This is a genomic window from Thermovenabulum gondwanense, from assembly GCF_001601575.1.
GTDB lineage: Bacteria > Bacillota > Thermosediminibacteria > Thermosediminibacterales > Thermosediminibacteraceae > Thermovenabulum > Thermovenabulum gondwanense.
This window is the reverse complement of the sequence record NZ_LOHZ01000015.1, coordinates 35,434-61,612: the sequence shown is the minus strand read 5'-3', so window position 1 is coordinate 61,612 and position 26,179 is coordinate 35,434. Positions and strand designations below refer to the sequence as shown.

Below are 26,179 nucleotides of genomic sequence, written 5' to 3'. Positions count from 1 at the left end.
TTAAGAAAATGGATGTTACAAAACGGTTATGATAAAATTATTTTATATAAACTGAATTTTTTATTTTTAAGGAGGGTTTTTATGACCGAAATCTTTGATCTGCCAACACCTGCTTTTCTCGTCGATTTAGATAAATTAGAAAATAATCTAAGAGGAATGGCGGATTTATGTAGAGAAAACAAAAAACAACTGTGGCCTATGGTAAAGACCCACAAAAGCATTGAAATTGCAAAAATGCAGGCGGACTTAGGTGCAAAGGGCTTTTTGGTCGGTACAATTGATGAAGCCGAAAAATTGGTAGAGCACGGTTTTAAAGAAATTATGCTGGCATATCCGGTTGCATCAAAAGAAAATATAGAAAGAGTAATAACCCTTGCTAAAAAAGCTCATATAATTCTTAGTTTTGACACCAAAGAGGCCGCATCTAAGGTAGATAAAATTTGCGAAAAGGAAGGTCTTTACCTGGATTATCTAATAATAATCGACTCGGGCTTACACCGTTTTGGAGTAATTCCTGAAAAAGCTCCAGAACTTGCAAAAACGCTGAGAGAATTTCATCACCTTAAATTCAAGGGAATTGCCACCCATCCGGGACATGTATATGCTAAAACAAATTCTTTAGAAGTCAAGGCGGTCGCTGAAGAAGAAGTAAACGCTTTGCGCTTGGCCTCAAACCTTTTAGAAAAGGAAGGTTTTATCGTAGAAATTATAGCCACCGGAAGCACTCCCACGGCTTTTTATGTCGCAAAAGACGACAAAATCAATGTATTACGACCGGGTAATTACGTATTTTACGATGCTATTCAGGTTGCCTTGGGAATCGTTCCCGAGGAAAGGTGCGCCCTTACCGTAATTGCCACAATAGTATCCCGCCCAAAGGATGACCTTTTTATAATTGATGCAGGAAGCAAGTGTTTCGGTTTAGATAAGGGTGCTCATGGAGTTTTTTTAACAGCAGGTTACGGCATAGTAAAAGGACATCCTGAACTGACCGTTGAAAGCCTGTCTGAGGAGGTAGGAAAAATAAGAATAAGCGGCAATACAAACTTAAAAGTGGGCGATAAAATAGAAGTTATACCCAACCATGCGTGTTCCTCTGCAAACATGACAAGTTTCCTTATAGGACACAGAAGAGGATTAATAGAAAAAATCCTCCCGGTTGATGCACGGGGAGGAAGCAGAATCCCAATATTAAAGTGAAACTAATCAAATTTACTCTGCATCAAAGTTTTAGTTATTTTTTTCATTTCTTCCACTTCGGTATCCAGAACCGATTCGGGGAAATACCTCGCCTTCTGGTAAAGATTCGTTATATATTCTATTATATTCTCATCATCTTCAAAGGCTTTTTTAAGTTGAGCTTTAAATTCAAGGGGTGTTTCGTAGGTTTTTCTGAAATACCCCTTTTTTTCCGCTGCCCTCAGAATTTGAGCATACATTTTCCTGATCTTAGCTGCAGGGAAGTCTCCGTATATCAAAGGTTTAATCCGGGATCTTAAGATGCTTTTTATTTTACAGGAAAGCTCGTTTACGCTGTTTTTAAACAATGCGGGGGTGTAAATCGATTCTTTCTCATCAACAAAATCATTTTCGGTAAAATTTCCAATATGCTTTTTCAAAGATAAAAAGATTATTCCACTAAATACTACCAAAAGGATAGTTAAGCCAAAAACTTTAAAGATAATTTCAACCGTATAAGGCACAACGTATTCTTCATGACTGCCAGGCATAATACTTACGCCTGGTTCTCCGGGTAAAATTTCCTGTTTTTTTATTTTTGCGTATCTTGAAATAAAGTACAATAAAAATGCTATAACCTTATCCAATGGCTTGAAAATAGGTTCTAAGATCTTAAAAATGAGCTCTACAAACGAAAAATATGTGGTCTTAATAAAATCAATAAATGCTAAAAATTCATAAGGCTTTATTAGCTCCATTAAGACAACAAAAATAATTCCAACTATTAAAGAAAAAATTAAAGTGGTAAACAGCCATCTTCCCTTAGAAACTTGCAAGGAGAAATACTCTAATTGGTATAAAGAAAGAGCTATAAGGGAAACTATTATGAAACCAAAAGCTAATAAAAGCACTTCGCTGGTTTTCCCAACATTTTTATAAAAAAGAAGACATATAACAATAATTGGTGTAAACTTTTTAAGTTTTTGTATCAGTTCATAATGCTCAAGCTCCCTGCTATCCGGCCAAAGTCCAAAAATAAAGCATAAAAATGCAAAGCTCAAATAATTAAAAACATTATGGTATTTAAAAAACATCAATATTAATACCAAAAGCAGTAAAATTATTTTGAAATTTTTCAACCTGTAATAAAAAAACTTAGATAAAATCCCCGCTGTAAACCAGAACAATATTTCATAAGCCGAAAAAGGTTCTTTTAAAAATATTTTTCCAAAACTAAAATTTATAATAAGCAAAAATATATAATGAATTATCAGCAAAAGTAATACTTTTATCCCCTTAAACCAGTTCGATAAAAGAAATTTCACGCCATTTTTCCTCCCCAAAAGCGTGATAAGTTTTAACTCCTTTGGGCCCTTTGCAATCCTTATTGATTTTCCCCACCAGAATCAATTCCACATCAAAACTCATTTTTTCCAGGAATTCTACTATTTTTTTCCCACTCTTACCCCAATTTGCCGTTATAAATACCACTTTGCTTCCCTTTTTTAATGTATGGAAAACCCTGTCGAATACCTCATCTATCTTATAAATACTGTAAGAATCAAGACGTGCCAGAGCATCTAAAACCACCTTTAAATGTAATGCACCCGTGCCATAAGGTATTAAAGTAAATATATCGGTATCATTATCACGGGATATAATTCTTCCGTTGCTGGCAAGCATCACTTCATATCCTGAATCAATGGCTTTCTTTGCAATCGAAGCAGTAAGAACTACAAGAAATTCCGACAGATCCGGATTAATTCCCTCCCAGGCATTTTCAAATGTATTTACATCAAGTATAAAACAAATCCTTTTTTTGTAACTTGAATCATATACCTTCACCAAAAGCCTGTCATACTTTGCTGAGGATTTCCAATCAATATCTTTTAAGGAATCTCCAGGAAAATAATTCCTTTTGCCGCCGAATAAAAAGGGGTCCGGAAAGATCTTTTTTTTGCCTCCCGCTCCAGAGAGGGAAATATCTGGATTCCCTTCGGTTACAAGTACATCTACAATTCGGGGGTACACTATCAACTCAGCATTTTTGTAAATTTTCATCTCATTTTGGTAAATACCAAGTAAATCTCCGGTATTTAAAGTAACGGGACCAAAGAAAAAAATCCCGCGATTTTGTGGGGATACGGGATATCTTCTCCTAATCTTCTGATACCATAAAAGGGAATAAACACCGCTTAAAATTTTCTTGCCCGGCTTATTATGGGCCAAAAGGGTTCCTTTATAAAAATCTACAGTCCCGGGTACCTCAGTTTCCACTTTTATCCAGGGTAATGGTAACATCTTCTTATTGGTTAATTCCTGTACATAATTTATAGTTTCTCCTAAGAATATTCTATCTCTTTCAAAACCATGGTTTAATTCCAGCCCTTTTACACTCAATTTACTCCACGCATAAGATATAGCAACTATAGAAATTACCGCACTTATAAAAAATAAAGCTTCCATAACATTCCCTTCTTAAAATAATTCATTCTACGGGAACCGGTGTATTCTTTATAATGTCGTCCAAGACATCTTCAGGTTTATAGTTTTTTATTACACTTTCATAGTTTAATATTAATCTATGGTTCAAAACGGGTTTTGCCAGATATTTAATGTCATCCGGTATAACGTAATCCCGGCCCTTTATAGCTGCAAAAGCCTTAACACATCTATAAAAAAGCAGAGAAGCCCGGGGGCTTGCTCCCAGTTTAACCGCAGGGTGTTTTCGGGTTTCTCTGACGATAGTGAGCATGTAGTTTTCTAAACTTTCATCGAAATTGACTTTTTTCAGCCTTTCCCTCATCTCGAGTAGTTCCTTCCCGGTTAAAACGGGTTTTACTTCCTCCAAGGGATTTCCCTTTCCAAAGCGGCGCAGTATTAATCTTTCTTCTTCCAGTTGAGGATAACCTATGTCAATTTTCATTAAAAACCTATCTAATTGAGCTTCGGGCAGAGGAAAAGTCCCTTCCATTTCAACGGGGTTTTGAGTGGCAATCACCAAAAAGGGGGCTTTCAACCTTCTTGTTACTCCGTCAACTGTAAATTGCCTTTCTTCCATAGCTTCCAGAAGGCTTGATTGAGTTCTTGGCGTTGCCCGGTTTATTTCATCAGCCAAAAGAATATTTGTGATAATTGGTCCCTCGTTAAATAAAAAATCCCCTGTTTTTTGATTGTAAATATTAACGCCCAGCACATCCTGAGGCAGCATGTCAGGAGTGAATTGTATTCTCTTGAATTCTAAATCCAGTGACCGGGCAATTGCCTTAGCCATTAAAGTCTTTCCAACCCCGGGCACATCCTCCAATAGCACGTGCCCGTCCGCCAAAAGCGCGGTTAATATAAGTTCTACCACATGAGTTTTCCCTACTACAACTTTTCCGATATAATTTAATATATCTTTGATTTTTTCCTCAAAACCCGCTTCCAATTTATACAGCTCCTTCAATTTGTTTTTTTATTTTTCTTATACCATTTTCTATCTCACCAATACTAATTAAAAGTTTTTCTAATTCTATAATCAAGCTTTTTACATTTTGCTCACCGCTCTTTTTAAGTTCAAGGGCTTTTTCTACAGTATCCATAATGCCCTCAGCGGTCTCTGTGATCTTTTCTTCCAGATAATTATAATACTCCTTAAAAGTTTTTTCCATCCTTTGAGCAATATCGTACCTTACCCTCCCGCATTGCCTGTCAAATTGCTGTTTTAACCACTCCTTTAAATTATTCAGGGCTATCCTGCGGGCAACAAAACCCGGAAGAAACGGAGCAATTGATAAAGGAGTCGGTAATAAAAAGGTCTTTTCCGGTTCCATGTTATAGTAAAAATATCCAGCCTCTTTAAAACCCTCAATTAATGCAAAGCTTTCATACTTTATATGAAACATACTGGAGGTCAATTCCTGCAGTTCGGAAATTATTTTCTCCACTTTTTGAGCAAGCCTTTTCGTGATATTCCCCGATGCATATGCTAAGTGCTTGAGTTCCCCTTCCTTCCATGAATCTATTACCTCAAGGGTTTTTTCGCTTATATATTCCCTACTCTTTTCTATAAGCTCTTTCAAGGGTAAAGCATTGCTGTTTGTAAAGTAAACCTCTAAAGCCTTTTCCAAACCCGGGTATTGTGAATTTTTAAATTTTTCATACTCGGCATTAAAACGAGCAAGAAGTTCTTTACTCTCCCCTTCAAAGATGAAAAGCATGTCCTTTTTATCCTTCTCAATTTCTTCCATTTTTTTCTTAAGTATATCAATATTTCTCTCCAGTTCCTCTATCGGCGTCTTAGCAGCTTCCATCTTCAGGTTTATATCAAACTTTATTTTGGATAAATAACGAAGACTTGTGTTACAACTTGATAACAGAAGAGCACTTCCCTTTTCCTCATTGATAAATTTTTCCAATTCGCGAACCAATTCAGTCATTCCACTGAACTTTAATTTTTCTTCATCACCAGTTTCTTTAGCCTCCAATGCCATCCTGGCCGAAATTGGAAAAATCTTTATTTTCTCATCACCCAATTTTTCTTTCAAAACTTCTGCGGTAAAATTAAGTGCTTCCTCCACATCTTTTTCTTCTGCGTAATCTATTTTGTTAAGGACAAAAAATATTTTAACTGCATGATCCCGAACGTCTTTTAAAAATTCATATTCGTTCTTCGCAACGGGAGAGTCTATAGTAAAAAGAAATATGGCTGCGTCTAATTTGGGTAAAAACTCATAGGTAACATCGGTATTATGCTGGTAGACGGATCCGATGCCGGGTGTATCTATAAGGGAAATACCTTTTTTAAGGAATTCCGAAGGATGTTCTATAATAATTTCCTTTACTTTTTTCTCATTTCCCGGATTTCCTCTTTCAGTAGCGTAATATTCCAGCTCATCAATATCAATTTCTTTTTCTGAACCGTCCAAAAAATATACCGTCGTTTTTACCTTTGAGCCGTATTTAATAATAGTAACTATTGAGGTAAGGGGCACCACTGCTGTGGGAACTAATTTTTCCCCCAGTAAAGCATTAATAAAAGTAGATTTACCCCGTTTAAACTGACCTAAAACCGCCAAATTGAATTCATTTTTTAAAAGTTTGTCCAATTCATAATCTACAATTTCTAATGAAAAATTTTCTCCTTCCCCGATAATCTTTTTTATTTCCTCAAGGTATTCGATCAACCTTTCTCTTGCTGAATCAACTTCTATAACCATAATTTTCACCCCTTAGAAATAGTATAGCTCCTACATATCTTTCGATACGTAGGAGCTATTAGCCTAAAAGGCGGTTTTCGGTGAGCTCCATCACCTTGGATTTTATTTTTATAGAAATTATGCAACTAATATTATATATTTTTTTATTAATTATTTCAACTGTTAGAATTTATCAGATTATATGTAATGCCGCGTCAAACTCGGTTATAATATCCTCAATATCCTCTAAACCTACAGAAACCCGTAAAAGTCCATCGGATATTCCCGCTTTTTCTCTTTCCTCCCTGCTCATCGATCTATGGGATGTTTTAGCGGGGTAAGAAAGGGTAGTAGACACACCGGCAAGGCTGGGAACAAGTTTTATATTTTTCATATTCTTTATCAGATTACAAGCAGCCTTTTCTCCGCCATAAAGATCTACGCTTAACATTCCACCATATAATCCATTGTTAAATATTTCATCCGCTGTTTTTTTATGAGGTGAGGATACAAGTCCGGGGTAATAAACCTTTTTTACCTTTTGATGGTTTTCCAAGTATTCTGCTAATTTTAGAGCATTTTCACTATGCCTCACCACTCTTAACTCTAAGGTTCTCAAGCTCCTCATCAAAAGCCAGCTGTCAAAGGGGCTCATGGTTGGCCCGTAAATTTGTCCTGTGTGTTTTATTTTTTCTATTTTATCTTTGTCAGCCACAACAGCTCCTCCTAAGATATCGCTATGGCCGGCCAAATATTTGGTAACACTGTAAACCGCCACATCGGCTCCAAGCCTTAAGGGTTGACATATCACCGGAGTGGCAAAAGTATTATCTACTATGAGTAAAGCCTTATGGTCATGGGCAACCTTCGCTATTTTCTTAATATCGTATACCTCCATCAGGGGGTTTGAAATTGTTTCCATATATATTATTTTTGTATTTGGTTTAAAATATTTTTCTATATCATCTCTATAAAAATCTACAAAGCTTACCTCAATATTAAATTTTTTCAATTCACTATTTAAAAATTCCCACGTTCCTCCATATAAGACATTGCTAGAAATAATATGGTCGCCTGCTTTCACAAAAGCTAATATTGACATCGTAATAGCAGCCATGCCCGAGGAATAAACGATGGCATCATCCCCTTCATCCAGCGCAGCAAGTATTTCTTCCGTACAATGATGGGTAGGGTTGCTCATACGCGAATAAACGTAACCCGGTTCAGCCTTTTCGTAAACCAAATCCAGTTCCTCCACGCTGTCAAAACAAAAAACCGAACTTAGATAAATTGGAGGAACCTTGGGATAGGAAATTGAAGAAGGCGCTTTTTCTCCTTTATGAGTTAATTTAGTCATAAATTTTTTACTCATATTCAATACCCTCCTACTAAAAGATTTCTGCAAAGTATTGACCGCTTATAGTGTAAAAACCACCTAAAGCGGTGTATTGTTTTTAATCACCTTTTCTTTCTGGAATATATGGTATTATCCTTGATGCAAGATTTTCTATGGGCATCGTCTGAAGCCATACTTTGCCAGGGCCTCTCAATGTGGATAAAAACAAACCTTCTCCACCAAAAAGAATATTTGCAAAACCTTTTACAATTTCTACATCAAAGTCAACGGAGGGTTCAAACATTGCTACATGTCCGGTATCCACTTTCAAAACATCATTATGTCCAAGGTTGTAATTCACAGCTTCTCCATCTAATTCTATAAAGCAAATTCCAGGCCCGGTGATTTTTTCAAGAATAAAACCTTCACCACCGAAAAGACCTGCTCCGAGTTTTTTCCTGAAAAATATTTCTAATTTTACGCTTCTTTCTCCGCATAAAAAGGCCTTTTTCTGACATATTATCGATTCTCCTGCTTTTAATTCTAAAGGGATGATCTTTCCCGGAAATGAAGAAGCAAAAGCTATTTCTGCGTTTTCTCTTTTGCAGGTATAAGAAGTCATAAATAAGGTCTCTCCGGAAAGTTTTCTCATTATTCCCCCGAAAAGGCCACCTTCCATATTTGTCTTCATTTCAAAACCGTCGGTCATCCAGGCCATTCCCCCTGATTGAGTAAATACACTCTCCCCCTCTGACAAGGTCAAAATCACCGCAGGTAATATCTCACCAATTATTTCATATTTCATGTTAAGCCTCCTTATTTTTTCATATTTATTAATTTTTTTATAACTACATTTATTTTATCATACAATTTTAAGTATACTACCATAGCAAATAATCTATTATCATTAAAAAAAATAATAATATAATATTTAATTTTATTTATAAATGAAAATAAAATTAAAATGTAGAAATTATTATTATCAAATGGTGGAAATAATTATTGTGATGTTCAAGGGGGTCTTAATTTGGAATCTAAAGAATTTCAAGAAATCGTAATTAGCCAATTAAAAGCAGGAATTTTATAGTTTTTGAAGAAATATTGGATTTAAACGTTTTTCTTCAAAAGGAGGTTAATTATGGCAAGGGTAGAAAGCTTTGAACTGGATCATACAAAAGTAAAAGCACCCTATGTCCGGTTAGCAGCTGTTGAGGAAGGAGAAAAAGGGGATATTATAGCAAAATATGATATTAGATTTATCACACCCAATAGCAAAAGTATATCAACCGGTGGAATACATACTTTAGAGCATCTCCTGGCCGGATTTTTAAGGGATGAATTGGATAAGGTTATTGATATTTCACCAATGGGATGCAGGACGGGATTTTACCTGATAAAATTTAATGTGACACCTCTAAAAGAAATTAAAAAAGCGGTAGAGAACTCGTTAAAAAAAGTATTGGAATCAAAAGAGGTACCAGCGGCAAATGAAATACAATGCGGTAATTTCAAAGACCATTCTTTAGAAGATGCAAAAGAAATTGCCCGGAGTGTTTTAGATCAGGGTATTTCAATACTTTGAATGATATAATTAATTAAAAATAAGTTTTTGGGGGTAATATAAATGCGTTTTTGTAGATTTTCTCATAAAGGGCACATCCATTGGGGATTACTGGAGGGTGAAAATATTAAACCTATGTCAACCCTGCCTTTTATTGAAACAAAGTTTAATGGTGAGTCCATTCCCTTAAAAGAAGTAAAATTATTAGCTCCGGCTGAGCCTTCTAAAATAGTTTGTTTAGGACTTAATTATGCCGATCATGCCCGGGAATTTAAACTCGAGGTTCCCGAAGAACCAATAATTTTTATTAAGCCTCCTACCACAGTAATAGGTCCTGAAGAAGAAATTATAATTCCCAGGTCAACTAAGCGAGTAGATTACGAAGCAGAACTGGCAATTGTCATCGGCAAAGAAGCTTATAACGTAAAAGAAGAAAAAGCTTTCGAATACATATTCGGATATACCTGTGCTAATGATGTAACCGCAAGAGACCTTCAGAAAAAAGATGTTCAATGGACCCGCAGTAAATCCTTTAATACGTTCTGCCCGTTAGGTCCCTGGATAGAAACAGATTTAGACCCAAGCAATCTTTCTATAAAGCTTTTATTAAACGGTGAAATAAAACAAAACTCGAATACTTCAAACCTTATTTTCAAAATTCCATACATAGTTGCTTTTATTTCTTCTATAATGACACTTTTTCCGGGCGATGTAATCCTGACCGGAACTCCTTCCGGTGTAGGACCGATAAAACCGGGAGATATTGTTGAAGTAGTAATTGATAAAATTGGTACTTTAAAAAATACGGTTAAAGAATAAATAAGCAGGCGCTCATGGCCTGCTTATTTATTCTTTTTTTCTTTAATATATGCTGTTTGTTTTCCCTTTTCGCTAAAAGTTAAACCTTCTTGACAGGAAGATAAAAATAGACATAGATTAAAATAAACGCTAAAGCCGCAGCAATACCACATGTAGTAAAAACCGCTTCTATGGAAATATCCGCAGCCTTTCCTACTAACAGGTTTATAACCGCACATATAACATTAATTATCATAGAATAAATTGATAAAAGAGTAGCTCTACTTTCTGTGATTATAGATTTATTTTGTATATCCAGAAATATGGGCCGGGATAATGCATGGCACGTTCCGATAAGAGCAATGAATAAAACGCTAAAAGCTGGATTATTCGTAAAAGATATAAAAATAATTACGACTATTCATTTGATACAAACCTCCGAAAAATTGCATGCTAAAAAGACCTCCCCGCAGGAGGTCTTTAAAACCTTCTGTTTCTTGTGTGTATCAAATCGGCGCAATGGTACTTCCCCTAAAAAATAATAAATTTGTTATTAATTTAATTATAAACAAAAAAATTTTTCTTTCAAATAATATCAAGCCCATTTTTTGTTCTGTAATGCAGTCCTCAATTATTTTTATTTCCATTTAGCTGTATATGCCTTTTAATCTTTAATAGTTTGGGTGTTTCCATATAAATTTTCCTTAAAATTCCTTTGAGTATTTCCCTAGAGTTTTTTTTAATTAATTTCCCTTTTAAGTGTAATAATAAGTACAAATTTTGTTCGGAGGTAATGGCTATGAATATTAACAGCAAAAAGGCTAACAGGTTGATAAATGAGAAATCTCCCTACCTTCTTCAACATGCATATAATCCTGTAGACTGGTACCCGTGGGGAGAGGAAGCCTTTGAAAAAGCACTTGCTGAAGATAAATTAATATTTTTAAGCATCGGTTATTCCACCTGCCACTGGTGCCACGTTATGGAGAGAGAAAGCTTCGAAGATGAAGAGGTCGGGGATTTGCTAAACAAATATTACATATCAATAAAAGTCGATAGAGAAGAACATCCCGATGTAGACAATTTTTACATGACAGTATGTCAAACATTTACCGGTAGCGGAGGCTGGCCTTTGACCATCATCATGACCCCAACGAAATACCCCGTATTTGCAGCAACTTATTTGCCAAAAGAAGATTTATTCGGCAGGCCCGGTTTGAAAACGGTTCTTTTAAAGATAAATGAACTCTGGCAAAAAGAAAAAGAAAGATTAATATTGATAGGTAAAGAACACGTATCCTCAATAAATGACTTTTCTCGAAAAAATGCCGGAGATCTTAGCCCTGAGGTAATAGAAGAGGCTTATGATGTTCTTTCATCCTCCTACGATCAAAAATACGGCGGCTTTTTCGGAGCTCCAAAATTCCCAATGGCTTCAACCCTACTTTTCCTCCTTGGGTACTACGATTACAAAAAAGACCCCATGGCACTCGAAATGGTAAAAAATACGTTGATAAATATGTATAAAGGAGGAATTTACGACCATATCGGTTTCGGTTTATGCAGGTATTCCACCGATAAGATATGGCTTGTGCCTCATTTTGAAAAGATGTTATACGATAATGCTTTGATTGCTTATGTTTGTGCCGAGACCTTCAAAATTACAAAGGATGAATTTTTTAAGACTTTTTGTGTTGAAATTATAGATTATGTTCTGAGAAACCTAAAAAATCCCGAAGGAGGGTTTTATACCGCCGAGGATGCCGATTCGGAAGGTGAAGAAGGAAAATTTTACACCTGGGATTTGCAGGAAATAAAGAATATTCTAAGGGAAAACGCCGATGAATTTATCGCAAATTATAACATAACAGAAAAAGGAAATTTTGAAGGAAAGAACATACCCAATTTGATAGGGAAAGATTTGTCCTGCAAAATGAATGAAGATACAAGAAGAAAGCTTTTTGAATACAGGGAAAAAAGGATAAAACCTTTCAGAGATGAAAAAATTTTAGTTTCTAATAACAGCCTTATGATATGTGCTTTATTGAAAGCATATGGAATTACAAAAAGCGATATCTACAAAAAAGAAGCCGAGACAGCATTGAAGTTTATACTTGATTATGTTTTTGATACGGACGGTCGCCTTCATGTGGGCTACAAAGATGGCCTTATGAGAGGTAAAGCCACCTTTGATGATTATATCTATCTTATATGGTCATTAATAGAAGCTTACGAATATACCTTAGATAAAACATATATTATAAAAGCAAAATCTTTATTGGACGAAACTATAGAACTATTTTACGACAATGAAGAAGGAGGGTTTTTTCTTACCGGTAATGATATAGAGCATTTACCCGTTCGCACAAAAGAAGTTTACGACGGTGCGGTTCCATCGGGAAATTCCGTAGCGGCATATTCCCTCATCCGGCTATCGAGATTGCTACACGACTCTAAAATTGAAGAAATAGCCGACAAGCAGTTTAAAGTTTTTGGAGGCAAAATTAAGAAAAATCCTGTTTCTTATACTTTTTTCCTATATGCATTTCTTCATAACCTAAAGGGAATAGAAGTTGTGATATCCGGAAATAACCCAAAAATATTTTCAGCATACCTCATGTCAAATTTTTTGCCCTTCACCGTATGGGCTTATGCCGATGATATAAAAGATATTATTCCCTCTTACGAAAACTACCAACCAATAGACGGTAATACAGCCGCTTATGTTTGCAAAAACGGCTCCTGCAAAAGTCCAGTAACAACACTGGAAGATTTAAAAAAACTTCTTGAAATTGATAATAAATAACATGGATGAACTTATCGTAAACAGTAATATAGGTATGGCGGTAGAAGATGTGGTTTTGGGAAGAGAAATTTTGAACAGGGCTTTAAACCTGGGATTGGGAAGAAAGCTTCCTTTATAATAGTCAAAACCCGGATGAAGTTTTTTCATCCGGGTTTTATTCTATTAATTTTATGGGTCAATACTTACTACATGTTCGCTGTGCCTGAAGAGATTTGTTTCTACCAATTCACTGGCTGAAATAGGTGCATTTTCAGCATTTTTCCTGCCTGCGGTGAAAACATATACTCCTGGGACCACTCCTTCATATACTACTTCCCATTCGGTTGTTGGCTTTTGCAATACTACCGTCTTAGCACATTTACTTTCAATCTCAAGTTCGAAAGATTGTAAAAGTTCTTTAGGATCAGGACATGTGCCAATATCAAATAGTTTAACGGTAACGGTTACGGTATTATCAGTATTGTTCATCACCTTAGCTAATATACTGTTCACTCCATTATCAGCTACAACTGGGCCGGTAGTTAATATGTTTCCTGCTCCCGGAGGCACTAATTTATCCAACTTTTCTTCAATTTCCTTTATTTCTTCTTTTATTTCCTCAAGGCCAAAGTCAGGATTATCAAGTTTTTCCTCAATATCCTTTATTTCTTCCTTTATTTCAGCAAGCCCGTTACAAGGATCGTCTAACTTCTTTTCTATATCCCTTATTTCTTTCTTAATCTCTTTAAGTCCGCATTTTTTATTCAAAAATATAGTAGCAATTAAATGACAAAAAATAGAAGCACTGCATTTATGGGATTTAAAACAACTCAGCATTTCTTCCAAACTTTTTTCTACTTCTTCAGGTTCTTTATCAAGATCTATTTCATCAACCAGTTCTCGCATCTTTTTTATGAGTTCCTCGGTTGTCATTTCCTTCCCCTCCTCAGTTTTACTCGATATATTTGTCTAATACATAAAATATTAATTTCTATTAAAAAAGGTGCTAAAAATAGTTATATGGTTTGAAAGGACTGTATTGCAATTCTTTTAGCAGGTATAGTCGCTTTGAATTTCTTAAATCTATAAAAAATTATTATTTATTGTAATTTTTGGTTATCTATTGTAACATAATAGTACAATTATCCTCCTTACGTGAGGATGTATTCCGAAACGAAGGGAGAAGGTATTATGAAATTTGAAACAAAATCTTTAATAAGAACTGCCCTTTTACTGGCTTTAACCTTAATCGTTCAATCTTTTAAAATGCCCCAACTAATAACGGGTTCCCTTGTAAATGCAATGTTAATAATCGCCGCAGGCACAGTTGGAATGTATTCTGGAATTTCTATTGGTCTTTTGACTCCTGTAATTGCTTTTTTTGTGGGTATTTTAAAATTTCCACCTATGATTCCTTTTATTATGATAGGCAATGCTCTCTATGCATGGATTTTTTCCTCTCAAAAAAATATAATATTTGGAATATCATTGGCATCAGTAGTTAAATACTTATGGTTTTTAATTTCAGTAAAATATATTCTTAAAAGTCTAAGCATTAAAGTGCCTGCTCTGGTGGTTCAAACCTTTACTTTACCGCAACTTTTTACAGCTTTTCTTGGCGGAATAATTGGAAGTACAATAATTTTACTGCTGAAGAAAATAAAAGATTAAGTGATTATAAAAGCCAAAATTTAAAGAAAGTTATACTTAAAATTTATTATTTTACAAGATAAGAGAGAAGTCCGTTAACAGGACTTCTCTTAATTTTCATATATAATCACTTTTTCTACAGCTACTTACTCTATCTCTCTAAGTTTTAAGTAACTCAAAAAGTTTTTACCTCAACATTAAATAAAATACTTTTCTAGCAATACCAAGGAAGCAATCTTTAAAATTTACAAAATGAATGAAAATTTACAATCACCACCGATTAGTTCCCTTGATTTTTAAGAAAAGTAAAGCAATTTGAATCCTGTGCTTAAAACCTGTTTTATCCAAAATAGATGTGATATAATTTTTAACCGTACCTTCGGAAATAAATAATCTTTCTGCAATTTCTTTATTCGATAAACCCATAGAAATAAGCTCAATTATCTCTCTTTCTCTTTTTGAAAAAATAGATAAGTCAATTTCATTGGTTTTATCTTTTTGCTTCTTTACTTGAAGTCCCTCTTTTATTTTCTCAAATACCACATCCTGCAAAACAGAGTTACCTTCATATACCATTTTTATTGCATTTTTTATTTTATCAGGCGGATTATTTTTAAGTAGATACCCTTTTGCTCCATATTTTATTGCGTCAAATATGTATTCATCGTCATCGAAGGTCGTGAGAATTAATATTTTTATATCCGATTTACTGCATATTTCCTTAGTTGCTTCAACACCATTTAATACTGGCATTCTTACATCTAATAAAGCTACATCTACAGGATTTTGGGCTGCGTATTCAACTGCCTTTAACCCATCTTCTGCGCAGAACACAACTTCAAAATCATCATCCATACTGAAAATTATTTTAAGACTTTCTCTTATTAAAGGGTCATCATCTGCTATCAAAAGTTTAATAACCATTTTTTTCACCTTCTAATGGCAACAATACTATTACGGAAAAACCGTTTGACCCGTCTATTATAACTTTTCCACCTATGCTTTCGCTTCTTTCCTCAATCCCCGCCAATCCAAGATCTTTTTTAATTACAGGAGCTCCTATACCATTATCTTTTACTTCTGTTTTAATGAACTTATTGAGCACATTTATGCTTACCATCACTTTTGTTGCTTTTGAATGTTTTAATACATTTGTCAAAGCCTCTTTTATATTTTCAAAAATAACATTCCAATTAAAATACGTAATTTTATCAATAGGACCGCTGTAAATAAAACTTACATCTATATTGGAATTTGCGCTAAATTCATCTACCATAAGCTTTATTCTATTTATTCCCATTTGTCCTGTCGTCGGTTTCATGGTATTTAAAGCAATTCTTATGCTCCCATACCCATCTCTTAAAACATCAATGGTATTTTGTATTAATTTTTTAGCATGTTCGCTATTCTCATCTATTAAGATTTTTGCAGCTTCTAACTGCATCAAACTCCCTGATATAACATGGCCTAAATTGTCATGTATTTTCTGAGAAATTTTGTTTCTCTCTTCAAGCTGTGCAGTGAATTTTAACTGTTTTTCATATTCATTATTTTTATGAATCTTGTCGAAAAGGGAGTATAATTTTTTCTAAGTTCATCATTTTGATTTTTTAACCTTTCCATTTTATTATAAGAAAAAACAGAAATATTGTAGATTACATACCCCATAAACGAAACTAAAATATATTCGGGAAGGATGGATTTATCCAAAAATATTGTTACTAATAGTATAAAAGCAGCCCCATAAAAGGGCGAGCCAAAATTTACATTAGCAAACTCGTATAAATTAAAAGGCAAAAGCAATATAAATAGTCCGTTTACGTAAACATAACTTACTATTAAAATAGCCATTGAAAATAACAATAAAAAGCTTTTTACGACTTTATTTCCTACTATGTAGTACAAAATATTTATACAAATGAAGAAAAGAATAAAAAACACGAAGGATGCGGGATATTCCAATTTGTTGATGAAAATTTTTATTATAAGATACAAAATAGTAAAAAACTCACTTAATATAAGCCAATTTTCCATATCAATATCTCCAACAGAATATTTTGTAGTTTTAACTACTTATATTATACAAAATCACTCATTTTTTCGCTTCTATTTATTTTATATATAGCAATGAGCATAAATACCCCTGCAAAAGCTAAAAGCGTCGCTATATTTATATATATATCACCAAATCCACTTCCGGTTTGAAGTTTATCTATAGCATCAATTGCCCATTTTTGCGGCATAAAATCTGACAATTTCTGGAGCAGTTTGGGCATCATATTTACCGGCCAAAAAACGCCGCCAATCATGCATGTTGGAGTTACAATTAATGTGGTGAGATTACTTGCATAATTTGTAGATGGAGAGAAAGAAATTATCATCATACTAAGGCTAATAGATACAATTGCAAAAGAGATTAGTACTAAAAATATTTCAAAAAGTGAACTATTAAAATTTAACCCTAAAAGCAATGCCAAAAGCAATAAAATAATTACTATTTGCAAAAGGGCCACAAAAACGTTTAATAAAAAATTACTCAACAAATAAGTTTTAGGTTTAACAGGGGATGCAAGAACTCTATAAAAGGTTTTATCTCTTTTTTCCTGTAATATCAGATTTGCTATACTTGTTGTGTTGACCATTAAAAACATTATGAAAAAACCAAGGCTTCTCCTGGTTGCAAGAATGCTTTTGGTTTCATCTTTTACAAGTTCTGTTTTTAAATTAAAGGGGTAGTTTTTGTATACTTCATACATTTTTTTAAAAGTTTCTATATTACCTTTTGAGGCAAAAGCTAAACCTGAAAGGTTTGCTATTTCTTGATTTAAATAATTTTTTAAAAGTATTGTGACATCTTCGCTTTTTATCGAAATAATTTCAATTTTTTCTATATCATTTTTAATTAAACCTTCTCCGAAACCGTAGGGGATATTTACGGCGCTGTCCACATTTCCCCTTGAGACTTTGTCATTTATCTCTTTTTCATCAAGAAAAATAATTTTAAATTTATCTGTTTTTTGAAGTGATTTTATTAAATCTTTTGATATTTCACTGTTATCTTTATTGACAATTCCTATCTTTAACTGCGAATTATCTGCAAAACCGAGAAATAAAAATATTAAAGACACTGCTATAGTCATTAACATTAAAAGGACATTGCTTTTTTTCCTTATAAATAATTTCAATGTATTATTAATAAGCAAAGCTAAATTACCCATTTTTAAAAAGCCTCCTTTTTAAATAAATAAGCAGACAAAATAATAAAAAATAAAGCAGGTATTAAGTTTACTAAAACAGCGGTTAATACATATTTGTAATCATTGTTTAATATTACGTTAAATATTGCAGTATTTATCCAGGTAATTGGAGAAGCATTTGAAAGCTTTATAAGCAGTTTACTGTTCATGCTGCTTATGGGAAAATAAGAACCACCTAAAAATGCAATAAATGGTATTATTGCGTTTACTAAACCTTGAGCTGCTCTTCCGTTTTTTATGATAAATCCCAATCCAATGCCTATACTTACTGAAAACAGTATTTCACATATTAAAAGTAAAAAAACTGTAATAATATCGTGACCCCAATAAGCCCCGTAGATATATTTACTGAATGCAAAAATTATAACGGATTGTATAAATACTGAAAAAGCGGTGCCTAAAAGTTTTCCTGTCAATATCTCGTGCTTTTTAGTTGGGCTTGCTAAAATTCTCATTCCTGTTTTTCTCGTCCTCTCATCATCTATTGCAAATACTCCACCAATAGAGCCATAAAGTATTATTAAAGTAAGCATTGTTACAGAATAATAATCAAAGGAGGTCAGAGCCTTTTTTCTATCAAGAGAAACAATTTTAGTGAAATCCCTTTCAATATTTGTTATATTTTTTAAACCCAAAGGATTGACCCTGGCAATTGCATCTATGGTTTTATATCTATCCACAAAGACGCTAACCATGTTTTCTATTATGTTTGCTTCAAGGTCATTTCTTTCGTTTTTATATAAAACAATGCCTTCGCTATTTAAAAGAATATAAGCCGAGTATTTTCCATTTTTTATATTATTTATGCCTTCGTCAATTTTTTCGACTTCTTTAAACTCAATCCCGATTTTCCTTCCCTCTTCTATAAATTTTTTAAAACTCAGAGACACACCTTCATTACCGCTTTTATCAGTAAAAATCACTTTTATATCCTGAAACTTGAAATTGGTATTAAAGTTGTTTGAAAAAGCAAAACCTAAAATGGCAATTATCACTATTGGGAATAAAATCATTAAGAGCATTACCTGCTTATTGGCAAAATTCTCTTTAAACTCTTTAGTCATGATACTTAAGATTCTCATATGGTTCACCTCTAATCTCTTAACTTTCTACCTGTAAGCGTGAGAAAAACTGTCTCTAAATCGGGTATTTCGCTTTTTATATTTTTAATAGGAATATCCTTTGATGTAAAATACTGTATTATTTTGTCGAGATTGCAGACATCCCGAGAACTTATTATTTTAACCACATTTTCGTTTATCTCAACGGCTTTTACACCGGTTATTTCTTTTAATTTTTCCTCGTCTATACCTACAACACTACCTACTGTTATAAAGGTTGTATTAGTATCGGTAACCATAGATATAAGTTCCTCTTTTGTCCCTTCTGCTATAATTTTTCCATGGTCCATTATAGATATTTTCGTGCAAATAGCTTCAACTTCTTCCATATAGTGGCTTGTGTAAATTATTGTACTTCCCATTTTATTTAATTTTTTTACGGATTCGAGGATGTGATTCCTGGATTGCGGGTCGATTCCTACGGTCGGCTCATCCATTATTATTAATTTTGGCTTATGGGCGATGGCACAAGCCACATTTAGCCTTCTTTTCATACCTCCCGAAAATCTGTTTGGCATTTCCTTAGCTTTATCTATAAGACCTACAAATTCCAACGCCATTTCAACACTTTCTTTAAGTTCCTTGCCTTTTAATCCGTATAAACTTGCAAAAAAACGGACATTTTCATAAGCCGATAAATCCCCGTATATTGCAATGTCTTGCGGAACGATTCCTATGTTTCTTTTTATATAATCAGCGGCCTGTCTTATTTCCTTTTCAAATACATATACCCTTCCTTTATCAACGTTCAAAAGACCGCAGATAATATTTATAGCTGTAGTTTTTCCTGCACCGTTTGGTCCTAAAAGTCCGTAGATTTCCCCTTCTTCTATTTCAAGGTTTACATTGTCAAGTGCTATAATGTCTCCAAACCTTTTTGTTAGCCCTTCTACTTTAACGATTTTCATATTCAACACCTCACTAATATTTTAAAAAAGAATTTATTTTGATGTTTAATATAAAGGTATTGTTTTACAATTTAAAAAACTTATTTCCATAATTAATAATAAAAGAAATTGTGGAGATATTGTAGTACATAAAGTCACCCTTTCAGCATGACTAAAGTCACAAAAATTAACTGATGTCTTACCGGTAATTTGATATTGATCGCATAGGAGCTTCTCATTGCACAGGATTATGAGCCTCTATGCGCCTTGCACAAGAATTTGGGGAACACTTTTTCTTTTGTAATGTAGGAACTGTAATAGACATACCATAATAATTTGTATAATTTTAAAAAATTCAATTTTTGTAAATCTAACTATAACATTGAAGGAGTGAAAAAATGTACTCTTGTGCACAATGCGTTATTCATTCATGTAGGACTGGTGATATGTCAAAAGCACCGAAAAACTGTCCAAGCCTCGAAAATGATAAAGATGAAATATTAAAAAAGTATTTCATGTAAGAAAATTTCAAATTAGCATACCATTCGGCATTAGTTGAAAGTGGAGGCTACTGTAAACTGACAAGAATAGAAGAAATAATGGACTTTTCTAAAAAATGTGGATTCAAAAATTTGGGTATGGCATTCTGTATAGGCCTAAGCCAAGAGGCCAAAATAGTAGCCGAAATTCTGACTGTCAACGGATTTGAAGTTAATTCGGTAATATGCAAAAACTGTAGTATTCCTAAGGAAGAAATAAATATAAAAGAAAATGAAAAAGTTCATCCGAATACATATGAGCCAATGTGCAACCCTATTGGTCAAGCCTTTTTTTTAAATAAAGCCAAAACCGATTTAAACATAATTTTAGGCCTATGTGTTGGACATGATTCTCTTTTTATAAAGTATTCCGAAGCACCGGTTACAGTCTTAGCGGTTAAGGATAGAGTGCTGGGTCATAATCCGTTAGCTGCAATATACCTTTCAAAAGGTTACTACCGAAACAAGCTTTTTCCTGAAATATAGGTATAATCACTGATGCTGATGGTATAGGACAATATGGTGACCCCTCTTGTGGCGATTTTTTAAGGGTTTATATAAAGGTAAAAGATGGGCATTTAGTAGATGTTAAATATAATTAATAATATAAAATAGGCCTTCTGCAGTCAAAATTGGCAGAAGGCCTTGACGCTATTTTCCAAAATCATTAAATAATGATAATGCTATACCTTTTAAAGCTTGCACAGCCAGTCCAGATGAATATAGAACAGGTGGAATACCTTCTGATATCGATTTTATTATTTCTTCGTCAAAGGGGATTTTACCTATAACCTCAATTCCTTTATTAATACAGTATTTTTCTATTTCTCGAGCCTTTTTTTCCGCTATGTCAAACTTATTAATCACTACCTTGATAGTTACATTAAAATTATTTGCCAGATTTAATAACCTTTCAAAATCATGAAACCCTGACGCAGTAGGTTCAGTTACAATCAATACTAAATTAGCCCCAGAAAGGGAAGAAATCACCGGGCATCCTATGCCCGGTGGACCATCTGTTATTATAATTTTTCCTGCTTTTTCTGCTATTTCTCTTGCAGCCTTTTTAACCACTGAAACCAGTTTGCCCGAATTTTCCTCTGCAGCTCCAAGCTTGGCATGAACCATTGGTCCGTACTTTGTATCAGAAATATACCAGTGGCCCGCAAGGGTATCTATCATATCAATAGCTTTTTCAGGACAAATATTATAACAAACCCTGCATCCCTCACAAAAAATAGAATTCACTTTAAAATCTTTGATAGCACTGAAGCGGCAAACTTTTTCGCATTGACCACACCCTTTACATTTATAGCTATTTATTTGTGCTTTTTGGCTCCCCAAAAATTCAAAGGTTTCTTTTATCTCAGGTTTTAAAAGAATGTGTAAATTAGCAGCATCCACATCACAATCGGCTAAAACAGCGTTAGCAGACAAAGCAGCCAATAAAGCCGTTACCGTGGTTTTCCCCGTCCCACCCTTTCCGCTTAATATTACTATTTCATTCATGCTTTAATACGCCCCTCTATAAAATTCCATAATTGGAGAAAATCCTGCTTTAAGTTTGGATAATCTTCTATAAGGATATTCCCATTTGCGTAGCTTTTTGCATATAGTTTATTAAAGGGGATTTTTAAAAGCAGCGGGATTTTTTCTTCAAAAAGATAATCTTCGATAATTTTATCACCCAAGCCTGCCCTATTTATAATAACTCCAAATGGGATTTCTAATTCTCTGACGGATTCTACGGCTGATTTTAAATCATTTAAACCGAAAGGCGTAGGTTCGGTTACTAATATGCAGTAATCGCTGCCAGATACCGCATTAATCATGGGACAGGATGTACCGGGTGGAGAATCTATGATATTTAATTTATCTTTTGAAATTCTGCTTTTGACTTTTTTTATTACGGGAGGAGCTAAAGCCGAGCCGATTGTAAGGGTGCCTCTAATAAATTCGATACCTTTTACTATTGCTTTTTCTACAAAACCTATCTCTTTATTAATTTCGGTTATCGCACCTTCAGGGCATAACAAGCTGCAACCTCCACATCCGTGGCATAACTCTTCAAATACTAAAACTTTTTTACCCACCCGGGCTAAAGCATGGTATGCACATATTTTTATGCATTTGCCGCATAGGGTGCATTTTTTTTTATCTATTTGAGGTATGGGAAGCGTTACGATATCTTTTTCAATGAATTCGGGTTTAAGAAAAAGGTGGGCATTGGGTTCTTCCACATCACAGTCTAATAATTTAACTGGAATTATATCTTTTAAAGTTAGTGCAAGGTTTACAGCTACCGTTGTTTTTCCCGTGCCACCTTTTCCGCTGGCTATAGAAATTATCATGTTTTCACCGCCAAAATATTTTAATGGGAACAGTGACCTCCGTGGTGGCCCTCTCCGTGATTACAAATGCTGCCCTTGTCAATTATATTTCCTTTTAGAAAATCTTGAATTACTTCATCCACCTGTCCCGATATACCCGTTACAGTCATTATATCGTATTCTTCAAAAAGTTCTTTTGCCCTTGCTCCCATACCTCCTGCGATTATGCAGTTTATCCCGAATTGTGCTAAATATCCCGGTAAAAATCCCGGTTGATGTTCTGGGTTTTTGATTATTTCCTTTTTGAGAATCTTGTTTTGATTTTCATCTACCTCAAAAACGGTAAAAACCTCACAGTGACCAAAGTGGCCGGAAACCATGTTGCCTTCTGTTGCAATCGCTATTTTCACAAAAATTCCTCCTTATAATTTTAGTTATTTATTGATTTTTATGGGGTTTAATAGGGGATGAAACCTTATGAAGTTTCCCCTGAAAATAATTTTCAAGAGCTTCTTTTACGCTGATTGAATTTGCGGAATATATTTCTATTCCTGCTTCATTTAATATACTAATGGCATTGGGACCAACGTATCCCGTAATAATAGCAGAAACCCCTTTATCAACAATAAATTGGGCTACCTGAACCCCTGTACCGTGAGCGCTGTTTGAATATTCATTTTCTATTGCTTCATATTCTTTTGTTTGAGGGTTAATAATTATAAAATATTTGCATCTCCCAAACCGCTCATCTATAAAAGAATCTAAGGCATTACCTGTTGATGTGACCGCGATTAGCATTATGCATCCCTCTCTAAAACTTATTTAATTTGTGATTATAAAATAGTATAATATAAATAAAATATTTTTATTAGGGACGGTTTTAAAACCGCCCCTGACCTAAACATGTTATTCTTTTGGCCTTTATTCTTCATTAAGGCCTTCTTTTTTTGCTTTTTTAAGTTCTTCCAGCCTTTCTTCTATCGCTTTTAGCTGCTCTTTTAAATATTTGGCCTCCTGGGAAAGGATTTCTTCTTCATACTTTTGTTCATTTTCAGCAGTATATACTGCATTATAGTCAAAAGGATAAAATTTCCTTGCCCAGAAGGACAAACCTGTAGCATAGTACCAGTGCCTCCAGCCCCTACCAAATCCAAAACTACCAATCCCAAAATTAGAACCGAAGGCCCTGCGCAAGTGCCTCCTTCCAACGGGGTTCATAAATCCTGGCACGGGAAATCCTGCGCAAAAGCCCGCAGCTCTGCCGGTCATAGGACCGCGCCCGGTGGGACCCGTTCCATCTCCTCTCGGCATACTTTTCACCTCCTTTCCGTGCGTTTTAACCACTCACTAATACCTTTTATTTCATCACTTTTATATGATTCTATCTCTCCTCTGTCGCATAGCTGTGCAAGTTTATAATCTACCGGTAACGACCCAAGAAAGGGAATCCCTGCTTGCCGTGCTACTTCTGCTCCACGGCTTTCACCAAAGACTTCTATCCTTTCTCCGCATTTAGGGCAAACTAAATAACTATAATTTTTCACAATACCCAATACCGGGATATTCATCATCTCCGCCATTTTTATGGCCTTTTTTACAACCATTAGAACAAGATCCTGTGGCGACGAAACTATAATCAGTCCGTTTATTGGTAAAGACTGCATTACTGTAAGAGGCTCATCGCTAGTACCCGGAGGAAGGTCAATTAAAAGGTAGTCAAGATCTCCCCATACCACATCGGTCCAGAACTGTTTTATAGCATTGGCAATAAGTGGTCCCCTCCATATAACAGGGTCATCCTCATTTTCAAGAAGAAGGTTCAAAGACATGATACGAATCCCCGAGGAGCTTTCCGCTGGCATAAGTCCAAAACCTATATCTTCAGGACGTTTTTTTACACCAAATATTTTAGGTATACTGGGGCCAGTAATATCAGCATCAAGTATACCTACTTTATATCCTTCCCTTTGCAAACTAACTGCCAAAAGCCCAGTAACAGTGGATTTGCCTACTCCACCCTTTCCACTCATGACAGCTACAACGTTTCTTATGCAGTTTAACTCATAGGTTGGAATTTTTTCTACACCCTTTTCTGTATAGGTTTCTGAATCGTTTTTCTTAATATTCGATTCATTTTGTTTCATTAGTTACACCCTTTCCTTTATTTTTTTTATTAACCTTATCCTTACAATTTTTACAATATCCAAAATACCAGCATGAGCTGTTAACTATTTTGAAATCTTTAAGATTTTCATTTTCAGATAAAATTAATTCTTTTTGTATAGGGACCTCATAAATCTTCCCGCATCCCAAACAAACGTAATGACAATGACTGTTACTATCATCTTTTAAAATCTCATATTTTATTGGTTGATTTGGCAGATTCAATTTCTGAAGTATCCCTTTTTCGCAAAAAAGCTCTAATGCTCGGTATACTGTTGCTAAACCTATTTTAGGTAAAATTTTTTTTGCAATTAGATATATTTCTTCAGCTGAAAGATGCTTTTTATTACTGTTTTTAATAGCAGTAATAATAGCTTTTCGCTGAGGAGTCCACTTAAAATCTTGATTTTCTTGTTTCTCAACAGCTGACGATTTCATACTTACCCTTCTTTTCTCTAAAAAAATTAATCTGATTTGTCAGAATCTCCTCTTCTCCTATGTCTGTGACACCATCTTCCGTAATTGTCATCCAAAATCAGCTCTTTATTATTACAGCTTGGGCATTTAATATCTTCCTTTTTATCATCGATACTGATTTCCTGCCAGACATTGCCACATTTCAAACATCTTACAAACTGTGAAATTTTAAAATTTCCTCCTTCAATACGTATGGCTTTTCCGTTAACCAGAGCATCTGCTATTTTACTGCGCGCTGAATTTATAATCCTAAAAAAAGTTGGCCTTGATATTTCCATCTTTTCAGCACATTCTTCCTGCTCCAACCCTTCTAAGTCTTTTAATCGAATGGCTTCCAATTCTTCTACGGTAAGTTTTACTTCATCAAGCTGCTTTAGAGGAACTCCTGCAGGTTTAAAATACGTTATTTCCGGCAAAAACTGCACTCTCCGCCATTTAGGTGGCCTTGGCAACTCTTATCTCTCCTTTGTTATTTTTGACATATGTTCATTATCATCATTTTTATTATAATATTATTATGAACTTATGTCAATAATATCATTACTAGACAATAAGATCTCGTTATATCTTGACCTGATAGATGTAGTTCTTTCTTTCAGATAGAGTTTTAATATACAAAGGATTGAGCAAAATTGCTGCCAAAGGGCCATGTTTCCACATTGCTTAGATTTCGGCGGTGAAAATTCCGTTATTTTGATTTATGAAAAAGAAAAAGAAAAGGACCTGAGAATTGAAGAGTGTTCCACATTACAAAAAAAATTAGCCGGTATTTCCCCGACCATGCTAATATTTTTTATAAAGTTTACTTATGAACATCTATAAAAAAAATAATGAATATTATAAAATTTAAATAGGCAAAAAAGAAAAAATAATAAATTATATATTCACTAAACTAATTTTACTGAAAGAAGGGTTA

The 26,179-nt window shown here is 34.3% G+C and carries 28 protein-coding genes, 1 pseudogene and 1 riboswitch; of the genes and pseudogenes, 8 read left to right on the top strand and 21 right to left on the bottom strand.

Going from position 1 to position 26,179, the window contains the following annotated elements:
• Window positions 1-81 precede the first annotated feature (81 nt).
• Entirely contained in the window at window positions 82-1,200 is a 1,119-nt protein-coding gene (locus ATZ99_RS00595) for an alanine racemase (protein ID WP_068747317.1), read from the top strand.
• Window positions 1,201-1,202: 2 nt separating this feature from the next.
• Here the strand turns inward: ATZ99_RS00595 and ATZ99_RS00590 are convergent, their stop codons facing one another.
• The 6 genes from ATZ99_RS00590 to ATZ99_RS00565 all read right to left on the bottom strand — a co-directional run bounded on the left by ATZ99_RS00590 (window position 1,203) and on the right by ATZ99_RS00565 (window position 8,500).
• Window positions 1,203-2,504, bottom strand: coding sequence for a DUF4129 domain-containing protein (locus ATZ99_RS00590; RefSeq protein WP_068747316.1), 1,302 nt, complete (start codon window positions 2,502-2,504; stop codon window positions 1,203-1,205).
• A complete protein-coding gene (locus tag ATZ99_RS00585; protein ID WP_068747315.1) occupies window positions 2,476-3,645 on the bottom strand; it encodes a DUF58 domain-containing protein in 1,170 nt (389 codons plus the stop codon). The genes ATZ99_RS00590 and ATZ99_RS00585 overlap by 29 nt, the downstream gene beginning before the upstream one ends.
• A 22-nt stretch (window positions 3,646-3,667) precedes the next feature.
• On the bottom strand, window positions 3,668-4,609 hold the full coding sequence (locus ATZ99_RS00580; protein WP_068747314.1) for an AAA family ATPase: 942 nt from the start codon (window positions 4,607-4,609) through the stop codon (window positions 3,668-3,670).
• A 1-nt stretch (window position 4,610) separates the two neighbouring features.
• A complete protein-coding gene (locus ATZ99_RS00575; protein ID WP_068747313.1) occupies window positions 4,611-6,380 on the bottom strand; it encodes a dynamin family protein in 1,770 nt (589 codons plus the stop codon).
• A gap of 42 nt (window positions 6,381-6,422) precedes the next feature.
• Window positions 6,423-6,484, bottom strand: a riboswitch (Fluoride riboswitch).
• Window positions 6,485-6,552: 68 nt separating this feature from the next.
• Window positions 6,553-7,731, bottom strand: coding sequence for a trans-sulfuration enzyme family protein (locus tag ATZ99_RS00570; RefSeq protein ID WP_068747312.1), 1,179 nt, complete (start codon window positions 7,729-7,731; stop codon window positions 6,553-6,555).
• A gap of 82 nt (window positions 7,732-7,813) precedes the next feature.
• A complete protein-coding gene (locus ATZ99_RS00565) occupies window positions 7,814-8,500 on the bottom strand; it encodes a TIGR00266 family protein (protein WP_068747311.1) in 687 nt (228 codons plus the stop codon).
• 333 nt (window positions 8,501-8,833) lie between these two features.
• Here ATZ99_RS00565 and ATZ99_RS00560 point away from each other — a divergent pair, with 333 nt between their 5' ends.
• The 4 genes from ATZ99_RS00560 (at window position 8,834) to ATZ99_RS11750 (ending at window position 12,978) form a co-directional block, all read left to right on the top strand.
• Window positions 8,834-9,277 carry an S-ribosylhomocysteine lyase gene (locus ATZ99_RS00560; protein ID WP_068747310.1) on the top strand — a complete coding sequence of 148 codons (444 nt, stop codon included), beginning with the start codon at window positions 8,834-8,836 and terminating at the stop codon, window positions 9,275-9,277.
• Window positions 9,278-9,319: 42 nt separating this feature from the next.
• The gene (locus tag ATZ99_RS00555; protein ID WP_068747309.1) at window positions 9,320-10,075 is read left to right on the top strand and encodes a fumarylacetoacetate hydrolase family protein; all 756 of its coding nucleotides are present in this window, start codon (window positions 9,320-9,322) and stop codon (window positions 10,073-10,075) included.
• A gap of 778 nt (window positions 10,076-10,853) precedes the next feature.
• Window positions 10,854-12,860, top strand: coding sequence for a thioredoxin domain-containing protein (locus ATZ99_RS00550; protein WP_068747308.1), 2,007 nt, complete (start codon window positions 10,854-10,856; stop codon window positions 12,858-12,860).
• Entirely contained in the window at window positions 12,841-12,978 is a 138-nt protein-coding gene (locus tag ATZ99_RS11750; protein ID WP_157074675.1) for a hypothetical protein, read from the top strand. The genes ATZ99_RS00550 and ATZ99_RS11750 overlap by 20 nt, the downstream gene beginning before the upstream one ends.
• A gap of 50 nt (window positions 12,979-13,028) precedes the next feature.
• Here ATZ99_RS11750 and ATZ99_RS00545 read toward each other — a convergent pair whose 3' ends face one another.
• Window positions 13,029-13,772 (bottom strand): hypothetical protein, encoded by a 744-nt coding sequence (locus ATZ99_RS00545; RefSeq protein WP_068747307.1) that lies wholly within the window; start codon window positions 13,770-13,772, stop codon window positions 13,029-13,031.
• 258 nt (window positions 13,773-14,030) lie between these two features.
• Here ATZ99_RS00545 and ATZ99_RS00540 point away from each other — a divergent pair, with 258 nt between their 5' ends.
• Window positions 14,031-14,510 (top strand): ECF transporter S component, encoded by a 480-nt coding sequence (locus ATZ99_RS00540; RefSeq protein ID WP_068747306.1) that lies wholly within the window; start codon window positions 14,031-14,033, stop codon window positions 14,508-14,510.
• A 249-nt stretch (window positions 14,511-14,759) separates the two neighbouring features.
• Here the strand turns inward: ATZ99_RS00540 and ATZ99_RS00535 are convergent, their stop codons facing one another.
• From ATZ99_RS00535 to ATZ99_RS00510, 6 genes are read right to left on the bottom strand one after another with little or no spacing between them, the layout of a single operon-like run.
• A complete protein-coding gene (locus tag ATZ99_RS00535) occupies window positions 14,760-15,413 on the bottom strand; it encodes a response regulator transcription factor (protein ID WP_068747305.1) in 654 nt (217 codons plus the stop codon).
• Window positions 15,403-15,984 carry a sensor histidine kinase gene (locus ATZ99_RS00530; protein ID WP_281178152.1) on the bottom strand — a complete coding sequence of 194 codons (582 nt, stop codon included), beginning with the start codon at window positions 15,982-15,984 and terminating at the stop codon, window positions 15,403-15,405. The genes ATZ99_RS00535 and ATZ99_RS00530 overlap by 11 nt, the downstream gene beginning before the upstream one ends.
• A 32-nt stretch (window positions 15,985-16,016) precedes the next feature.
• The gene (locus ATZ99_RS00525; protein WP_068747303.1) at window positions 16,017-16,523 is read right to left on the bottom strand and encodes a hypothetical protein; all 507 of its coding nucleotides are present in this window, start codon (window positions 16,521-16,523) and stop codon (window positions 16,017-16,019) included.
• Between the two features lie 44 nt (window positions 16,524-16,567).
• Window positions 16,568-17,707, bottom strand: a complete 1,140-nt coding sequence (locus ATZ99_RS00520; RefSeq protein ID WP_068747302.1) for an ABC transporter permease — start codon at window positions 17,705-17,707, stop codon at window positions 16,568-16,570.
• A 2-nt stretch (window positions 17,708-17,709) separates the two neighbouring features.
• Complete coding sequence (locus tag ATZ99_RS00515; RefSeq protein ID WP_068747301.1) at window positions 17,710-18,828, bottom strand: ABC transporter permease; 1,119 nt, start codon at window positions 18,826-18,828, stop codon at window positions 17,710-17,712.
• Window positions 18,829-18,839: 11 nt separating this feature from the next.
• On the bottom strand, window positions 18,840-19,775 hold the full coding sequence (locus tag ATZ99_RS00510) for an ABC transporter ATP-binding protein (RefSeq protein WP_068747300.1): 936 nt from the start codon (window positions 19,773-19,775) through the stop codon (window positions 18,840-18,842).
• Between the two features lie 377 nt (window positions 19,776-20,152).
• Here ATZ99_RS00510 and ATZ99_RS00505 point away from each other — a divergent pair.
• A pseudogene (locus ATZ99_RS00505) lies at window positions 20,153-20,779 on the top strand (DUF1847 domain-containing protein).
• Window positions 20,776-20,895 (top strand): iron-sulfur cluster assembly scaffold protein, encoded by a 120-nt coding sequence (locus ATZ99_RS12265; protein ID WP_083947285.1) that lies wholly within the window; start codon window positions 20,776-20,778, stop codon window positions 20,893-20,895. Before ATZ99_RS00505 ends, ATZ99_RS12265 begins: the two are co-directional and overlap by 4 nt.
• 49 nt (window positions 20,896-20,944) lie before the next feature.
• Here ATZ99_RS12265 and ATZ99_RS00500 read toward each other — a convergent pair whose 3' ends face one another.
• The 8 genes from ATZ99_RS00500 to ATZ99_RS00465 form a co-directional block, all read right to left on the bottom strand.
• Entirely contained in the window at window positions 20,945-21,802 is an 858-nt protein-coding gene (locus ATZ99_RS00500) for an ATP-binding protein (RefSeq protein ID WP_068747299.1), read from the bottom strand.
• Entirely contained in the window at window positions 21,799-22,644 is an 846-nt protein-coding gene (locus ATZ99_RS00495; RefSeq protein ID WP_068747298.1) for an ATP-binding protein, read from the bottom strand. The genes ATZ99_RS00500 and ATZ99_RS00495 overlap by 4 nt, the downstream gene beginning before the upstream one ends.
• Window positions 22,645-22,664: 20 nt before the next feature.
• The gene (locus ATZ99_RS00490) at window positions 22,665-23,033 is read right to left on the bottom strand and encodes a NifB/NifX family molybdenum-iron cluster-binding protein (RefSeq protein WP_068747297.1); all 369 of its coding nucleotides are present in this window, start codon (window positions 23,031-23,033) and stop codon (window positions 22,665-22,667) included.
• Window positions 23,034-23,061: 28 nt separating this feature from the next.
• Window positions 23,062-23,421, bottom strand: a complete 360-nt coding sequence (locus ATZ99_RS00485; RefSeq protein WP_068747296.1) for a NifB/NifX family molybdenum-iron cluster-binding protein — start codon at window positions 23,419-23,421, stop codon at window positions 23,062-23,064.
• A gap of 123 nt (window positions 23,422-23,544) precedes the next feature.
• Window positions 23,545-23,934 (bottom strand): DUF5320 domain-containing protein, encoded by a 390-nt coding sequence (locus tag ATZ99_RS00480; RefSeq protein ID WP_068747295.1) that lies wholly within the window; start codon window positions 23,932-23,934, stop codon window positions 23,545-23,547.
• A 5-nt stretch (window positions 23,935-23,939) separates the two neighbouring features.
• A complete protein-coding gene (locus ATZ99_RS00475) occupies window positions 23,940-24,767 on the bottom strand; it encodes an Mrp/NBP35 family ATP-binding protein (protein WP_068747294.1) in 828 nt (275 codons plus the stop codon).
• Window positions 24,754-25,224: a Fur family transcriptional regulator gene (locus tag ATZ99_RS00470; protein WP_068747293.1), complete on the bottom strand. Its 471-nt coding sequence runs from the start codon at window positions 25,222-25,224 to the stop codon at window positions 24,754-24,756. Before ATZ99_RS00470 ends, ATZ99_RS00475 begins: the two co-directional genes overlap by 14 nt.
• A gap of 26 nt (window positions 25,225-25,250) precedes the next feature.
• Window positions 25,251-25,715, bottom strand: coding sequence for a DUF134 domain-containing protein (locus ATZ99_RS00465; protein WP_068747292.1), 465 nt, complete (start codon window positions 25,713-25,715; stop codon window positions 25,251-25,253).
• Between the last annotated feature and the right edge of the window lie 464 nt (window positions 25,716-26,179).

What these genes read in the sequence shown, in the direction of transcription:
- ATZ99_RS00515 (WP_068747301.1), bottom strand. Translation starts at nt 18,828, where the DNA reads ATGAGAATCTTAAGTATCATGACTAAAGAGTTTAAAGAGAATTTTGCC.
- ATZ99_RS00540 (WP_068747306.1), top strand. Translation starts at nt 14,031, where the DNA reads ATGAAATTTGAAACAAAATCTTTAATAAGAACTGCCCTTTTACTGGCT.
- ATZ99_RS00560 (WP_068747310.1), top strand. Translation starts at nt 8,834, where the DNA reads ATGGCAAGGGTAGAAAGCTTTGAACTGGATCATACAAAAGTAAAAGCA.
- ATZ99_RS00595 (WP_068747317.1), top strand. Translation starts at nt 82, where the DNA reads ATGACCGAAATCTTTGATCTGCCAACACCTGCTTTTCTCGTCGATTTA.
- ATZ99_RS00555 (WP_068747309.1), top strand. Translation starts at nt 9,320, where the DNA reads ATGCGTTTTTGTAGATTTTCTCATAAAGGGCACATCCATTGGGGATTA.
- ATZ99_RS00470 (WP_068747293.1), bottom strand. Translation starts at nt 25,224, where the DNA reads ATGAAATCGTCAGCTGTTGAGAAACAAGAAAATCAAGATTTTAAGTGG.
- ATZ99_RS00545 (WP_068747307.1), bottom strand. Translation starts at nt 13,772, where the DNA reads ATGACAACCGAGGAACTCATAAAAAAGATGCGAGAACTGGTTGATGAA.
- ATZ99_RS00525 (WP_068747303.1), bottom strand. Translation starts at nt 16,523, where the DNA reads ATGGAAAATTGGCTTATATTAAGTGAGTTTTTTACTATTTTGTATCTT.
- ATZ99_RS00570 (WP_068747312.1), bottom strand. Translation starts at nt 7,731, where the DNA reads ATGAGTAAAAAATTTATGACTAAATTAACTCATAAAGGAGAAAAAGCG.
- ATZ99_RS00585 (WP_068747315.1), bottom strand. Translation starts at nt 3,645, where the DNA reads ATGGAAGCTTTATTTTTTATAAGTGCGGTAATTTCTATAGTTGCTATA.
- ATZ99_RS00550 (WP_068747308.1), top strand. Translation starts at nt 10,854, where the DNA reads ATGAATATTAACAGCAAAAAGGCTAACAGGTTGATAAATGAGAAATCT.
- ATZ99_RS00480 (WP_068747295.1), bottom strand. Translation starts at nt 23,934, where the DNA reads ATGCCGAGAGGAGATGGAACGGGTCCCACCGGGCGCGGTCCTATGACC.
- ATZ99_RS00475 (WP_068747294.1), bottom strand. Translation starts at nt 24,767, where the DNA reads ATGAAACAAAATGAATCGAATATTAAGAAAAACGATTCAGAAACCTAT.
- ATZ99_RS00535 (WP_068747305.1), bottom strand. Translation starts at nt 15,413, where the DNA reads ATGGTTATTAAACTTTTGATAGCAGATGATGACCCTTTAATAAGAGAA.
- ATZ99_RS00510 (WP_068747300.1), bottom strand. Translation starts at nt 19,775, where the DNA reads ATGAAAATCGTTAAAGTAGAAGGGCTAACAAAAAGGTTTGGAGACATT.
- ATZ99_RS00500 (WP_068747299.1), bottom strand. Translation starts at nt 21,802, where the DNA reads ATGAATGAAATAGTAATATTAAGCGGAAAGGGTGGGACGGGGAAAACC.
- ATZ99_RS00565 (WP_068747311.1), bottom strand. Translation starts at nt 8,500, where the DNA reads ATGAAATATGAAATAATTGGTGAGATATTACCTGCGGTGATTTTGACC.
- ATZ99_RS00520 (WP_068747302.1), bottom strand. Translation starts at nt 17,707, where the DNA reads ATGGGTAATTTAGCTTTGCTTATTAATAATACATTGAAATTATTTATA.
- ATZ99_RS00575 (WP_068747313.1), bottom strand. Translation starts at nt 6,380, where the DNA reads ATGGTTATAGAAGTTGATTCAGCAAGAGAAAGGTTGATCGAATACCTT.
- ATZ99_RS00485 (WP_068747296.1), bottom strand. Translation starts at nt 23,421, where the DNA reads ATGCTAATCGCGGTCACATCAACAGGTAATGCCTTAGATTCTTTTATA.
- ATZ99_RS00495 (WP_068747298.1), bottom strand. Translation starts at nt 22,644, where the DNA reads ATGATAATTTCTATAGCCAGCGGAAAAGGTGGCACGGGAAAAACAACG.